14 protein-coding genes are annotated in these 14,258 nt (G+C 62.9%); 9 read left to right on the forward strand and 5 right to left on the reverse strand.

The window, feature by feature from the left end; translation table 11 throughout:
• Positions 1–304, reverse strand: a 304-nt coding sequence (locus ACYQ2W_RS22970; RefSeq protein ID WP_459872740.1) for a hypothetical protein, incomplete at its 3' end; no start/stop codon positions are given.
• Positions 305–662: 358 nt separating this feature from the next.
• Here ACYQ2W_RS22970 and ACYQ2W_RS22975 point away from each other — a divergent pair.
• Both ACYQ2W_RS22975 and ACYQ2W_RS22980 read left to right on the forward strand, forming a co-directional pair.
• Positions 663–1,073: a hypothetical protein gene (locus tag ACYQ2W_RS22975; protein WP_459872742.1), complete on the forward strand. Its 411-nt coding sequence runs from the start codon at positions 663–665 to the stop codon at positions 1,071–1,073.
• Positions 1,049–1,795: a hypothetical protein gene (locus tag ACYQ2W_RS22980; RefSeq protein WP_459872744.1), complete on the forward strand. Its 747-nt coding sequence runs from the start codon at positions 1,049–1,051 to the stop codon at positions 1,793–1,795. Before ACYQ2W_RS22975 ends, ACYQ2W_RS22980 begins: the two co-directional genes overlap by 25 nt.
• Before the next feature lie 712 nt (positions 1,796–2,507).
• Here ACYQ2W_RS22980 and ACYQ2W_RS22985 read toward each other — a convergent pair.
• Positions 2,508–2,852 (reverse strand): GNAT family N-acetyltransferase, encoded by a 345-nt coding sequence (locus tag ACYQ2W_RS22985; protein WP_459872746.1) that lies wholly within the window; start codon positions 2,850–2,852, stop codon positions 2,508–2,510.
• Positions 2,853–3,312: 460 nt separating this feature from the next.
• Between ACYQ2W_RS22985 and ACYQ2W_RS22990 the strand changes: the two genes are divergently transcribed.
• From ACYQ2W_RS22990 to ACYQ2W_RS23015, 6 genes are all read left to right on the forward strand, one after another.
• Positions 3,313–4,260, forward strand: coding sequence for an acetylxylan esterase (locus ACYQ2W_RS22990; RefSeq protein WP_459872748.1), 948 nt, complete (start codon positions 3,313–3,315; stop codon positions 4,258–4,260).
• Entirely contained in the window at positions 4,257–4,985 is a 729-nt protein-coding gene (locus tag ACYQ2W_RS22995; RefSeq protein ID WP_459872750.1) for an esterase family protein, read from the forward strand. Before ACYQ2W_RS22990 ends, ACYQ2W_RS22995 begins: the two co-directional genes overlap by 4 nt.
• 86 nt (positions 4,986–5,071) lie before the next feature.
• On the forward strand, positions 5,072–6,217 hold the full coding sequence (locus ACYQ2W_RS23000; protein ID WP_459872752.1) for an ABC transporter permease: 1,146 nt from the start codon (positions 5,072–5,074) through the stop codon (positions 6,215–6,217).
• A gap of 50 nt (positions 6,218–6,267) precedes the next feature.
• Positions 6,268–6,981: an ABC transporter ATP-binding protein gene (locus ACYQ2W_RS23005; RefSeq protein WP_459872766.1), complete on the forward strand. Its 714-nt coding sequence runs from the start codon at positions 6,268–6,270 to the stop codon at positions 6,979–6,981.
• Positions 6,978–7,952: an MlaD family protein gene (locus ACYQ2W_RS23010; protein WP_459872754.1), complete on the forward strand. Its 975-nt coding sequence runs from the start codon at positions 6,978–6,980 to the stop codon at positions 7,950–7,952. The genes ACYQ2W_RS23005 and ACYQ2W_RS23010 overlap by 4 nt, the downstream gene beginning before the upstream one ends.
• 223 nt (positions 7,953–8,175) lie before the next feature.
• Positions 8,176–8,808: a PqiC family protein gene (locus tag ACYQ2W_RS23015; protein WP_459872756.1), complete on the forward strand. Its 633-nt coding sequence runs from the start codon at positions 8,176–8,178 to the stop codon at positions 8,806–8,808.
• A 219-nt stretch (positions 8,809–9,027) separates the two neighbouring features.
• On the opposite strand, the gene hypE is transcribed toward ACYQ2W_RS23015, so the two are convergent.
• Complete coding sequence (gene hypE, locus ACYQ2W_RS23020) at positions 9,028–10,041, reverse strand: hydrogenase expression/formation protein HypE (RefSeq protein ID WP_459872758.1); 1,014 nt, start codon at positions 10,039–10,041, stop codon at positions 9,028–9,030.
• Positions 10,042–10,221: 180 nt separating this feature from the next.
• Between hypE and ACYQ2W_RS23025 the strand changes: the two genes are divergently transcribed.
• On the forward strand, positions 10,222–11,544 hold the full coding sequence (locus tag ACYQ2W_RS23025; protein WP_459872760.1) for an SPOR domain-containing protein: 1,323 nt from the start codon (positions 10,222–10,224) through the stop codon (positions 11,542–11,544).
• 202 nt (positions 11,545–11,746) lie between these two features.
• Here the strand turns inward: ACYQ2W_RS23025 and ACYQ2W_RS23030 are convergent, their stop codons facing one another.
• Positions 11,747–13,090 (reverse strand): RCC1 domain-containing protein, encoded by a 1,344-nt coding sequence (locus ACYQ2W_RS23030; protein WP_459872762.1) that lies wholly within the window; start codon positions 13,088–13,090, stop codon positions 11,747–11,749.
• Between the two features lie 215 nt (positions 13,091–13,305).
• The gene (locus tag ACYQ2W_RS23035) at positions 13,306–14,181 is read right to left on the reverse strand and encodes a LysR family transcriptional regulator (RefSeq protein WP_459872764.1); all 876 of its coding nucleotides are present in this window, start codon (positions 14,179–14,181) and stop codon (positions 13,306–13,308) included.
• Positions 14,182–14,258: the final 77 nt, after the last annotated feature.

Below are 14,258 nucleotides of genomic sequence, written 5' to 3' on the forward strand. Positions count from 1 at the left end.
ATAGTGGGTCAGTTCTGTTGGCCATTGACACCAGGAGCGGACATTCAGCAGCCGTCTCATGAAGCTGGTTGGAACGGACGCTCAGACGGGCTCCTTCTCCTGCCGATACGCTATAACCCGAACGGGTTGCGGCGCTGATCGCTATGTGTAAGATAACTCTTGTGGCGATGAAGGCATTTTGCCGAAGGAATCCTCCAGAAACCTGCGCTACGGTGGTCTGCTCGGTTCGGTAGCTATAGTGGCGAACCCGGATCGCGTCCCGTACGCAGTCGAGAAAGGGAGGGCTATGACGTTTGGCGTCCATTGCGCGCACCTCTTATGTGATTGTGTTTTTTTATCCAGTATAGAGTGCGGAAGACAGGGCGCTGTGATATCCGGAATCTCGCCGTGTATCGACGGAGGAGTACTATTACCGGCGGGGTCTTTGTTTTCTCTAACGTAATGAAGTTTTGGGATAAATGTGCGGCTGGTGAGAAACGAAAGGGAAGAAAACCCCACGCAGGCCGCGTGATAGGCGGAAGAATTCCGTGTTTAAACACGGAATTTTTCAGTCCATTCAACTGTTATGTGTTAGAAGAAAATAGAAATATACCAAAAAATTGGATCGCACTATTCAGATGTTTAAAATTACAAACGCATTAGCCAACATCAGGAGTATGGAGGTGAGTCTTAAAGAATTATTGACTGGACGTTTTATTTCAAAGGGGAAGTTGTCTTTAGTGGTTATTGTTTTTTTTCTTCAAGGTTGTGCCAGCACGGTTCAAATAGATGAAAAAGGCCGCTCTGTCATTCATAATTTCGGCTATGTGAAAATTGTACTGCCGCCGAAATATTCTTCGCTTGACCGACATGGTAAACCACTTGAATTTACCTCTACTGGAATTAATACTTTTGGTGTTCAAGGCGGAGAAAATGGCTTTTCAATTGGCTATTCTGCTACCAGCTTATTGAAAGTTCCACTAGATTGCCGTTTTGTCGCTATCGTAAACGACGAAGCACAACTAAAACATCTTATCGATACTTTAGAGCATTTAAAAGGAGAGCAACTATGCGTAACCGTATCCTCAGACTAATCGGTCTATCTTCGGTCACTATTCTAGCGGGGTGCGGCACTGCGCCGCAGCATTCAAACACTTTGATATTTGGTACTGACACCAAAGTGGCTTTTGATGTGTCAACAAGCGCGGTTGACGCTGGCATACCAAGCATCACGCTTGGCTATAAACGTAAAGAAGCCGTTTGGATGCCGCTGTTGGCAAACCAAAAAATGGGTAAAAATGCAGAACCTTGCAAAGAGAGTGAAGTAGATGTTGGAGGTAAGAAAATAGAATCTATTGAAGGCTGTTTGTTCAAAGGTAAAGCCGGTGATGCAGAAGACACCTACTCAGTTCTTGCTAGCTTTGGAGCAGAATTTAACGGTTCAGCAGATAGTTCAGGCGTAAAATCAGAAAATGGTTTGGCACAGTATTTTGCGACTGGTTTAGCAGCTCAGAAGCTAGCCGAAAAAGGTGGGGCGCAGATCGTAAACGCAAATGCAAAACCGGAAGCCGCGCCAGAAAAGCCTCCTACTGCTGGCGAAGCTTATACTCTAGTCAAGGGTTGTGCTGCACCTAGTGGTACTTTTAGTCAAGATAGCTGGAACAAGATTGTATATGGATCGGAAGTTAAAAATACCAAACTGCATGGAGGTAAGAACAAAGATACATATGAAGACTGGCTAGCCTTGTTACGAGACGGGAATAACCCGGATTTAATTTTGTTGGCAAAAAGCGCAAAAACTGTTTGTAAAACCTAGTTCGGAGTAAAATCATGTCATCCTCAAGTGAAATGTGCATTCATATTTTTGATCAAGACAAAGAAGCAGAAGCGAAAGCCAAGGCCGAAGAATTCACCAGTAAGGGTTTTCAACTCATTTGCGATAGTCCAAAGCTAGTTACAGGGAACCTTGAATTTAATCCAACGCAATCGTCAATGTGTACTTCAAGCATTCAGACGGCATGTAGTCAAGTATGGGTCGTTATCGTAGAAAAGGCGTAATAACACATAACGAATAAGGTTAGATCGTGTTCGCTGAGCGAAGCGAAGCGAAGCGAACCACGATCTGAACCGTTTGTTGGACAAGCCCGTGGTCAAGGTAGGGGTAGAAAATATCTTTTTGGAGCTGACCTGGGAAGACGGCCTCCGTCTCACTGGAGGCCGTCTTCCACCGGTATCTGGGGTCGCCGTTGCGGCGAGCCGGCGTGCGATTCGGGAAAATGGGTCTTTTTCACCCGAACACGGATCGAACGAGTTCCTCAACTTGTGCAGCGCCGAAGGGTCAGGTCTTGAAATTTTCCTTTTGCGTTCGTTGCTGACAGATTCGGGTCGGTTTGAGTTACCCATCCCGAGGCCGTGAGTGTATGTTATTGGTTTCAGGTGCGGCGGAGCTTCGCTGGTCAGGAGAAATACGGACGTAGGGTATTGTCATCCGGCTCAGCAATTGCTTGATCCTCGAAACCGCAATTTTTTCATCCCCGCCTTGCTCCCTCCGATTGAGTGACCCAACGACGCGCATCCTTGAGCAGGAGAAGCCGTTGACGGTCGTTCAAGGGGGAGGCGGCGAAGCCGAAGCGGGTATAAAACCGCGAGGCGTCGTCATCAATGGGGTGGGTGAGCATCGCTCGGATACCCGAGCGCTCCGCGATCAGCAGGGAGCGTTGAATGGCGTCCTGCAGGAGTCCGATCCCGATCCCCCGCCCTTGGTGCCGACGGTCCACCGCCAGCCGGGCCAGGAGTACCACGGGGATGGGGTATTGCCCCATGCCCTGTCCCAGTCGCGCGGAACGACTGGAGGAGGAACGGGAGACGCTCATGGTCAACCCCGATTGGTTGGTTTACCGCTGTTCAAGTTAGTACAATGGGCAAACATTGCCTGGCTTCTTCGCGTCGACGCTGAATCGGTGGATGGGCGAGGTGCTTTCGTGCCCGAGTCACCGCGCAATCACCCTGAATGCCAATGCATTCAGTTAAGAACAGCTCTCTGAAAGTAGGGCGGGGCAGCGATAGCGTATTCCGCCAGATCGGAGCAGATCACGTCGTACGTGCCTTCGTTCCCGGCGGATTATACGCTATCGCTAATCCGCCCTACCCGGAGGGGCGCTAAGCCAAACGACGTTGCCGTGAATGCCACTCCCGACCTGCGGCAGTGGTTTGCCGTGGCGTGGCGAATCGAGTGGAATGAGCCGGCGGGCTTGGTCGTTACTCCCCGGTCAACGATTTCCGCGATTGAAAGTCCGCACTACGATCGAGCGATGAAAGACCGACATGTCGTCCATGGCCCACTCCTTTCCCTTCGATCCCACCTACGGCTATGACCTGGACGGCCTGCTGAAGGTCGCGCCGCCGCCGATCCCGGAGGATTTCGCATCGTTCTGGCTGGCGCGCTACGAGCGGGCCCTGAGCCTGGATCCGCGGCCGGAAGCAAGCCCGTCCGGAATTGAACATCCCTGCTTCCGGGTGCTCGACCTCCACTTCACCTCCACCGACGACTTTCCCATCGGCGGCTGGCTCCTGGTCCCGCGCGGCGTGGAGCCGACCCGGGCCTTCGTGATGGGCCACGGCTATGGCGGCATCGACGGGCCGGACTTCGAACTCCCCTTCGACGATGCGGTCTACGCCTTTCCCTGCTTTCGCGGCCTCTCCCGCAGCCGGCGGGCGCCGATCTCCGCGGAGCCGCGCTGGCATGTGTTGCACGACATCGACAAGCCGGGTCGCTACATCCTCGGCGGCTGTGCGGAGGACCTCTGGCTGAGCGTGTCAGCGGTGCTGCAACGCTTTCCGTCGCTGGAGGGCCACCTGGGCTATATGGGCATCAGCCTCGGCGGTGGCGTCGGGGCCCTCGCCATGCCGTGGGACGCGCGCATTCGCCGGGTGCACCTGAACGTGCCCAGCTTCGGGCACCACCCCTTGCGTCTGCGCCTGCCCACCACCGGCAGCGGGAGTTCAGTCCAGCAGTTCCAACAGCGGCACGGCAACGTAATGGAAACCTTGGCCTATTACGATGCCGCATCGGCCGCCGCGTTCATGGATCGTCCGGTGCACGTGGCCGCCGCGTTGTTCGATCCGGTGGTGGCGCCTCCCGGCCAGTTCGCCGTCTACAACGCGCTGAAGAACGGCAAGCGGCTGTTCGTGCTGGAGGCCGGTCATTACGACTATCCGGACAAGGCGTCCCAACAGGCCCGTCTGATGGCCGATCTCGAAGAGTTCTTTCGCCCTTTATGAATCGGGAATACCACCGCTGGTACAGCCACCGCCTCGGCCGCGACATGGAGTTGCTCGTCTTCGGCCATGCCGGCGCCAAGGTGCTGGTCTTTCCCACCCGGGATGGCCGGTTTTACGAGTACGAGAACCTTCGTCTGGTCAAATCCCTGGCGCACAAGATCAACGCCGGCCAGTTGCAGCTCTACTGCCTGGACAGCATCGACTGGGAGTCGCTGTACTGCAACTGGTGCCGCCCGGCGGACCGGATCCGTCGGCACCACCAGTTCGAGGAGTATGTCCTCAATGAGGTGATGCCGTTGATGGCGGCGAAGAACGACCACCCCTGCACCATTGCCCATGGGTGCAGCCTCGGCGCCTTCCACGCCGTCAACATCGCCTTTCGCCATCCCCACCTGTTCCGCAAGGTTGCGGCCTTCTCCGGACGCTACGACCTGACCCTGAACGTCGAGCATTTCCGGGATCTGTTCGACGGTCACTACGACAACGAGATCTATTTCCACACCCCGTCCCACTTCCTGCCCAATCTGGATTGCCAGTGGCGTCTGGATCACCTGCGCCGGATGGACATCGTGCTCGTCATCGGCAAAGAGGATCCCTTCCTCGACAACAACCGCCGTCTCAGTCACGCCCTCCGGAGCAAGGGCATTGGCCACCGGCTCCACGAGTGGGACGGCCGCGCCCACAGCGGCTACTATTGGCGACGCATGACGCGGCTCTACGTCTGAGGCGAAGCTATAGGACCGGGGACACCGGCGGGCGTGTCTCGGCTTGCTTGCATCACCGCGTCCATGCAGTGCAGTACACTGGGACGATGGCAGCAGATTCCCCTTCCAAAAACGGCGCGGAGGTTACCGCCGAGCGGCAGACCCGTGGCGTCGTGCGCTTGCGTTTCCGCGGTGATTGGCGACTGAAGGATCGGCGGCCCGCCACCGCCGGGGTGGAGGCGTTGCTTGGCTCCGCCGGTGAGGCGTTGCGGATCACCTTCGATACCGCGGAGCTGGGCGAGTGGGACTCGGCCCTGATCGTCTACCTCGCCCGCGTGGTCACGCTCTGTCGCGAGCGCGGCATCGAGGTGGACGAGCGGGGGTTGCCGGCGGGCGCGCAGCGGTTGTTGAAGCTCGCCTTCGCGGTGCCGCCCCGCGAGGGGCGGCGCGGCGGGCCGCCGTCGCGGCTGGCGCGGATCGGTGAGGCGGCGCTCGCGGTGTGGCGGGCGGTGCCGGAGACGCTCGCCTTCGTCGGCGAGGTGACCCGTGCCTTCGGCCGCTTGCTCACCGGCCGCGCCCGCTACCGTCGTGCCGACCTGCTGCTGGCGATCCAGGAGGCGGGGCCGGGGGCGCTGCCCATCGTCTCGCTGATCAGCTTCCTGGTGGGTGTGATCGTCGCCTATATGGGGGCGGTGCAGCTGGCCCAGTTCGGCGCCCAGATCTACATCGCCGATCTGGTGGCGATCGGCATGGTACGCGAGATGGGCGGGCTGATGGCCGCGGTGATCATGGCCGGGCGCACTGGCGCCGCCTTCGCCGCCCAGCTCGGCACCATGCGGGTCAACGAGGAGATCGACGCCTTCCAGGCGATGGGCATCCCGCCGGTGGAGTTCCTGGTGCTGCCGCGGATGGTGGCGCTGATGGTGACCATGCCGCTGCTCACCCTCTACGCCGGGGTGGTGGGGATCCTCGCCGGGCTGGCGGTGGCGGTGCTGGTGTTCGATATCGGGGTGTTCGAGTACTACCACGAGACGGTGCGCGCCCTCGATCTGCGCCAGTTCGCCGTGGGGGTGGGCAAGGGGGCGGTCTACGGAGGGCTGATCGCGCTCGCCGGCTGCCTGCGCGGCATGCAGTGCGGGCGCAGCGCCGAGGCGGTGGGGCAGGCCACCACCTCGGCGGTGGTCACCGGCATCGTGCTGATCGTGCTCGCCGCCTCGCTGCTCACCATCGTGCTGCAACGGGTGGGGGTCTAGTGTATCGCGAGCGCGCCGCCGAGCCTCACGTGCGGGTCCGCGACCTGACCATGGCCTACGGCGAGGTGGTGGTGATGCAGGGCCTCGACTTCACCATCGGCCGCGGCGAGGTGTTCGTCATCATGGGCGGCAGCGGCTGCGGCAAGAGCACCCTGCTGCGTCACATGATCGGGCTGATCCCGCCGGCCGGCGGTGAGATCGAGTACCACGGGGTCGGTTTCTGGGGCGCCTCGGAGGAGCGGCGAGAATCGATCAAGCGCGCCTTCGGCGTGACCTTCCAGCAGGGGGCGCTGTGGAGTTCGCTGACCCTGGCGGAAAACGTGATGCTGCCGCTGGGCGAGTACACCGATTTGGCGCCCGACGAGATGGCGGAAGTGGCCTCGTTGAAGCTGGCGCTGGTCGGATTGGCGGGCTTCGAGGGTTACTACCCCTCCGAGATCAGCGGCGGCATGCAGAAGCGCGCGGCGCTGGCCCGCGCCATCGCCCTCGACCCCGAGATCCTCTTCTTCGACGAACCCTCGGCGGGGCTCGACCCGATCAGCTCGCGTCGCCTGGACGAGTTGATCCTGGCGCTGCGCGACAGCCTCGGCGCCACCGTGGTGATGGTCACCCACGAGCTGGCCAGTATCCTCTCCATCGCCGACAATTCGGTCTTTCTGGATGTCGAGACCCGTACCATGATCGCCCACGGCGATCCCAAGCGGCTGCGCGAGACCTCGCTGGAGCCACGGGTGAAGGCCTTTCTGAAGCGGGGGGATGTGTGAGCAAACGGGCCAGTCCGGCGTTGATCGGTGCTTTCGTGGTGGGGGCGGCGGCGATCGTGGTCGTTGCGGTGGTGATCTGGAGCGGTGGTCGGCTGTTCCAGGAGAAGCCGCTCTTCGTGATGTATTTCGAGGGTTCGGTGAAGGGGCTGAACGTGGGTTCGGCGGTGACCTACCGCGGCGTGCAGGTGGGCATGGTCAAGGGGATCGAGATCCTGCTCACCCCCGAGCGCGACGCGCGCATTCCGGTGACCGTGGAGATCGATCCGGAGGCGTTCACCGTGATCGGCCAGGATGGCGCGGTGTCGTTGAAACAGTTCCGCGAGGGGATCCGCGACGGCGTGACCAACGACGGCCTGCGCGCGCAGCTGCAGATGCAGAGCCTGCTCACCGGCCAGCTCTTCATTCAGTTGGACTACTTCCCCGGCACCACCGCGCGCTTCGTTGAAAAGGGCGGGGTGGCGGAGATCCCCACCGTGCCCACCACCCTGCAGCAGCTGACCGACCTGTTGAAGGACTTCCCGCTGAAGCGGGTGCTCGACGACGTGGCGCGGGCGGTGGCGGCGGTCGCCGATCTGGCCGAGGACCCCCGGCTGCACACGGCGGTGGGCTCGATGGACCAGGCGTTCCGCGATGTGAGTAGCCTGGCGAACCAGTTGGACCAGCGCACCCGGCCGTTGGCGCCGGCCTTGGCCGAGGCGCGCGACACCCTGGTAGAGGGGCGTCGTACCCTTGCCGAGGGGCGGCAGACGCTCGCTCAGGCGACCCGTACCCTGGCGGCGGCGGAGCGTACCTTCACCGCCGCCGGCGAGACCCTGAAGCCGGTGAAGCGGCTGGTGGCCGACGATTCGGAGCTGCTGGAGGAGGTCGATGACACCCTGGCGGCGGTGCGCGATGCCGCGCAGGCGGTGCAGGCGTTGGCCGAGGCGCTGGAGCGGCGGCCGGAGTCGCTTCTCCAGGGGCGGGGGGAGTGACGCGGATTCTTTGCCTGCCCGGCAATTTGGGATGTTCCTCCGTAGGATGGGCAAAGCGCAGCGTGCCCATCAAAACGGAGCTGCCGCGATTGCGTTTACTGCCTTCGTTTGATGGGCACGCTGCGCTTTGCCCATCCTACGGAGGTCGGGGTGGGTATTCCATCGGGTGGTGATGGTGACGTGGGTGGGGTTCGTGATCATGCGGATGAACGGAGCATGGGTGATGAGTGTATTTCGTCGCGTTGGCTGGGCGATCGCGTTGTTGGCGCTGGCGGGGTGTGCGAGCTCCCCGCCCATCCACTACTACCTGTTGGCCGCAGAGGGGGCGACGACAGAGACGACCGCCGACGGGACGCGGGAGTTGACCATCGGCATCGAGCCGGTCGTTCTCCCCGGCTACCTGACGCGGCGGGAGATGGTCTCGCGCCGCGGCGACAACGCGCTCGAGCTCGCCGCCGATCACCAGTGGGCGGAGCCGCTGGCGGAGAACGTTGCGCGGGTGGTGGGCGAGGCGCTCGGCCGTGGGCTCGCCAGCGATCGGGTGGTGATGCTGCCGATCCCGCGCACCCTGCGCCAATCGCTGCCCCTGGACTATCGGGTGGCGATCACCCTGCACCGCTTCGAGGTGGTGGACGGCCGGCCGGCGCTCACCGCCCGGTGGGTGCTGCTCGATCCCGACAAGCGGGAGCGGCTGCGGCGCCGCTCCGAGTATGTCGGGGAGCCGGTGGCCGCCGGCGATTATGCCGCCCGGGCGGCGGCGCAGAGCCGGCTGTTGGAGCGGCTCAGCGGGGAGATCGCGGCGGCGATCACGGGCGGGATGCGGCGGGGTCAGGCCGGCGGCGGATCGGGGCGATGAGCGTGGGGTAGGGTGTGCCGAGGGACGAGGCGCACCGCTTCTCAGCTGGCACGGACCTCCGTTCGGATACCTTTTTCCCGCCCTTTCCGTGTGGTGTCTTCGTTTTACACGGCGTGCATGGCATGCCCTATAGGGCGGGCTGCGCCCGCCGCGGCGCTGAACCTCGGTTCCAATTTCTGGGCGAGGGGAGACATTGCGGCGGGCACGGCCCGCTGCCGCTCAGCAGATCCGCGGCAACGGGTCGTCCTCCAGCTCCTCCAGCAGCCGCTCGCCGCCCAGTTCGGTGGTGAGGATCACCTCGGCGCGCCCCTCGCCCATCTCGCCGATGATCGCCGCCTCCTTGCCCAGTGGCAAGGCACGCCAGCGGGCCAGCAGCTCGTCCGCCGCCTGTGGCGCCACCACCGCCACCACCCGCCCCTCGCAGGCCAGGTAATAGGGGTCGTAGCCGAGCATATCGCATACCGCGCGCACCGCGTCGCGCACCGGGATCGCGCTTTCGCTGAGGCGCACCGGGCGGTGGGTGGCGCGGGCGATCTCGTGGCTCACCGCGGCCAGTCCGCCGCGGGTCGGGTCGCGCATGAAGCGCACCCCCTCCAGCTCGCGGGCGGCGTCGGTCAGCGGGGTGACGCTGGCGGCATCCGATTTGAGGTCGCCGGAGAGGCCGAACTGCTCGCGGGCGAGCAGCACGCAGATGCCGTGGTCGCCTACCGGGCCGCTCACGACGATGCGGTCCCCGTGCTGAATCCGCTCCATTCCCAGATAGAGGTTGCGGTCGCGCAGTCCCACCCCGGTGGTGGCGAAGTAGACCCCGCTGCCCTCGCCGCGGGGCACCACCTTGGTGTCGCCGGCGACGATGGTCACCTGCGCCTCGCGGGCGGCGTGGGCCATGCCGTCGACCAGCCGCTCCAGCACCGCGATCTCCAGCCCCTCCTCGATGAAGGCGTTGAGGGTCAGGTAGAGCGGCGTGGCGCCGGCCACCGAGAGGTCGTTGACGGTGCCATGGATCGCCAGCGAGCCGATGTTGCCGCCGGGGAACTCCAGCGGTTTCACGGTGAAGCCGTCGGTGGTGATCATCACCTCGGCCCCCTCTTGGTCGAGTGGCAGGGACACGGCGTCGGCCTGGGTGTCGAGCAGCAGGTTGCCGAGACGGCGCACGAAGGTGCGCTCGATCAGCTCGCGCATGAAGCGTCCGCCGTTGCCGTGGGCGAGGGTGATGCGGGTGTCGGAGGTCATGGTGCCAGTCCCGTGATTTCGGCTCGTCGGGGAAGTGTACCTGCTATTCCCTTGAATGCCCCGGGGCCCCGTGATGAGGCACTGCCGTACCTTCCTACCCACAGTGGGCAAGTGACAGGATTATTAGCGTCGTCTAATATGCTCCTTTAAATCCCAACCAACGGACAATGGAGCGTGGCCATGGCTTCTCAGCACTCGGGGCAGGAGATCGATCTTTACCAGCCGGTACGCCAGGAGGAGGAGCGGGAGTCCGTTCCCGAGTCCGTGGGGACGGAGGGGACGGTGGTCCCCTTCGACGCCGGCATCACCATCGCCAAGACCCGGCTGGAGCGATTGATCGATCGCATCGCCGAGGATTCCGACGTGCTCCAGGGGCGCGTTGCCGGGATGGAGCCGCGCCAGGAGGCGGTGGAGCAGCGGGTCTCCGAGGAGGCCGAGGCGCTGAGCGGACTGGCCGCGGAGGTGCGGCACAAACTGGAGCGGCTGGAGTCGGGGCAGGAGCAGTTGGCCGAGGGCAGCGCCGAGGAGTTGGCGCGGGTCGGCGAGACCCTTGCGTTGCTCGACGAGCGGGTGGCCGCGCTGGAGCCGACCCCACAGAAGCTGGAGCTGGTTGCCGCCAAGCTCGCCCGGGTGGATGAGCGGCTGGGGGTGTGGACCGCCCAACTGGAGGAGCGGCTGGATGCCTTGGCCGACGGTCAGGAGCTGCTGGAGGAGCGCACCAGCGGGCTCGCCGGCGGCCTGGAGAGGCTGCGCGGCTGGCTCGGCGAGGTGGCCAAGGGGCAGCGCGCCAACGGTGAGGAGATCGACCGCCTGCTGCGCTCCACCGACATCCTCTCGGAGCTCGGTGAGCGGCTGGAGCGGCGGGTGGAGCGGCGCACGGTGATCGGCGGGGCGGCCCTCGTTGCGCTGCTGTTGCTGGTGGCCGCGGCGGCCTTCTTCGGCTACTACCGCATCGACCGGCAGGGGGTGGAGGTCACCGCCCGGGTCGAGGGGGTGGCGCAGGGACTGAACCAGGGGCTAGCGCACGTGGCGACGGCCCAGGGCGAGCGGATCGACGCGGTGAACGACACCCTCAGCGGTTCGGTGGAGGGGCTGGAGCAGCGCTTCGCCGCCACCTCGGAGGAGCTGGCACAGCTCCAGGCGCGGCTCGATGTCGGTCTCAATCCGCAGTACGACCCCACCAGCAATGCCATCACCATCCCGCTGCATGACGAGGACTGGCTGCTCGCCCGCGATCCGGCCCACTTCACGGTGGAGCTGCTGGTGGCGGGGAACAAGGGAGAGCTGTTCGACTTCGTCCGCTACTTCCAGCCGCGGCTGACCCAGGCGGTCGCCTATACCCCGGTGAAGCAGCGCGGACGGGAGTGGTACTTGCTGGCCTACGGTGACTTCGCCACTCCGGCGGAGGCTCGTGCCACGGTTGAGGCGCTGCCGGCGGCCGTGCAGCGCTACCGTCCGCGGGTCCATCGCATCGCCGAACTTCAGCGGATGATGGGGGAGTGAGGGGGGGGGCATCGCCGCCGGGCCTGCGCGGGCGGTGACGGTGTGCCGCTTCGGAACGGGTGATTTTCAACACGAAGCGAGAGAAGGGGAGCGGAGGACAAGATCGCCCTCCGCTCCCCTTCTCGCGCTTCGTGTTGAATCAGGCCGTTTCCGGCAACTCTTCCCAGCCCGCAGCATCCCCAATTGTCGGATGGACGGAGGCCTACTCCAGCTCCTCGATGGTGGAGATCGAGAAGCTGATATCGCCACCGAAGTTGACCCGCGGAACCATGGTGACGTGGTAGCGGTGAGTCACGCCGTCGTCGGTGGTCGTTTCGACCACGGGGATGGAGAGCGTGTTGTTCTGATAGGACGCGGCGATTGCCGTTTCGCCGGTCTGCTCGTCGTTGATGTTCAACGGGGCCCCCAAAACCGCCACCGGGGTGGCGTGGCTGTTTGAATCGATCATCCGTTGCCCGAGTTGGCCGGAATCGTTATAGCCCCACGCATAGAGGGTGCCGTTTCTCGTCAGTGCCAGGCTGAAGTCGCTTCCAGCACTGATCGACTGGATATCGACGATGCCTGACACGGCAGTCGGCTGCTCGGTTTCCTGATCATCGTTCTGCCCGGTTTGCCCCCGGTTGTTTCGTCCCCATGCGACGACCGCGCCGTCGGATCGCAGGGCCAGACTGTGGGTGGATCCGGCGGAGACATCAATATAGGGGGCGACACCCGCGACGGCGATCTGAACAGGGGTGTAGACATTGTAGTTGTTATACCCGGTCGCGTTGATTTCGCTGTAGGCGTTGTCGCCCCAACCCCACAGGTTGCCACTCGCGTCGACTGCCAGCGCATGGGCGTTGCCAGCGGAGATCTTTTTGATTGCGCTGAGCCCGGTTACCTGAATAGGGGTGGAGGAGTATGAATAACGGTGGGTATCGTATCCATCTCCCAGCTGGCCGTCATGGTCCGAACCCCATGCCCATACGGTTCCGTCGCCCTTGAGTGCCAGGGCGAAGCTTCCTCCGGCATCGATCGCGGTGACGTTACTGAGGCCTTCTACCTGGATGGGTACCGACTTATCGGTCGTGGTGCTGTCCCCGATCTGCCCATAGTTGTTCGAACCCCAGGCCCACACCGTCCCGTCGGACTTCAGCGCGATGCTGAACGCGCTTCCGGCCGAAACCGCAACTACATCCGAAAGCCCGTAAACCTGCACGGGGGTCGTTGCCGTCGTTCCGGATCCGGCGGTGCCGTTACCGAGTTGGCCCGACGATGAAGAACCCCAGCTCCAGACGGTGGCATCGCCTTTCAAGGCAAGGACATGGTTGGAGCCCAACGAGACCGAGACAAGATCCTGGAGTGTGTCGGTGCCTGACACGAGACCGTAATTGTAATTGTAGGCGCCAGAGCCGTTGCTTCCCCAGGAAAACAGGGTTTGATCGGATTTTATGACCAGCCCGGTACCGTATCCGGCGCTGAGGGTGGTTGAATCGGCAAAGGTAAAGGGGGGAGCCGTTAGTGTCACGAGCATCACTGTGGCAATACGGTAAGAGGTGTGGTTCACAGGGTCTCTCCAAATGACGACGAGTTTTTCCCAGCGCTTGCCGGGGACCGGTATTGTCTTACCCCATCGTTTGCGTGTTAGCCCTGATGGAGTTGTCGTAGGCGGCAAATTCTATCTCGTGTCTAAGGCATTGTATGTAGGATGTTTAGTACTTTGCGTAAGATATCTCTTACTTCTTCATGGGTCGGATGGTGTTACCCGATCAGGTGGTCGAACTATGTCAACGAGGTGTTGGAACGCAGCAGTTCGACCAAGGCACGGGCGGCGTTGGATGGGGTGCGGGCGCGGTGTTGGACCAGACCGAGGCGACGAGCGAGGCGCAGTTGGGCCACCGCCAGTTCGTGCAGCTCGTCGACCATGGTGCGCGGCAGCACGCTCCAGCCGAGACCGATGGCGACCAGCATCTTGATCGTCTCCAGGTAGTTGGTGGACATCGCCACCTTTGGATGGAGGCCGAGCGGGGCGAAAGTCCGCTCGACGATCTGGCGGGTGAAGGTGCCGGGGGCGGCGAAGATCGCCGGGTGGGCGGCGAGCGCCTCCAGGGTGGCGGTTGGGCCTGTCGCCAGCGGGTGGTCGACGGCGCAGACCACCGCCAGGGGGTCGGGCCAGATGGTCTCGGTCACCAGCTTCTCCGAGTGCTCCAGCGGCAGGGTGACGACGGCCAGTTCCAGGTCACCATGTTCGACCGCGGCGCAGGCTGCCTCGGAATCCATGAAACGGATGTTCAGCTCCACCTCCGGATAGCTGCGGCTGAAGGTGCGCAGCACCGGCGGCAGGCGGTGCAGGCCGATGTGGTGGGAGGTGCCGATGCGTAGCTCGCCTGCGACGTTGCCGGCCAGATTGGCGATCGCCCGCCGGCCGTCCTCCACCTGATCGAGGATCGCGCGGGCCCGCGGCAACAGCGCGCGGCCTGCCTCGGTGAGGTCGACGTGGCGCCCCACCCGGTCGAACAGCGCCCCGCCCAGCTCGGTCTCCAGCGCCGCGATCCGTTTGCTTACTGCCGGTTGGGTGATGAACAGTCGCTCGGCGGCCAGCGAGAACGAGGCCTCTTCGGCGACCGCCACGAAGGCCTGTAGTCCAGCTATTTCCATTTTTGTTCTACATCTTCGGGTCGGTTTTACCGCGTGTGTGTCGTATTTGTCGGGCCTTCGCTTTGTAGGAGCGGCCC

This window comes from Endothiovibrio diazotrophicus, from assembly GCF_054657215.1.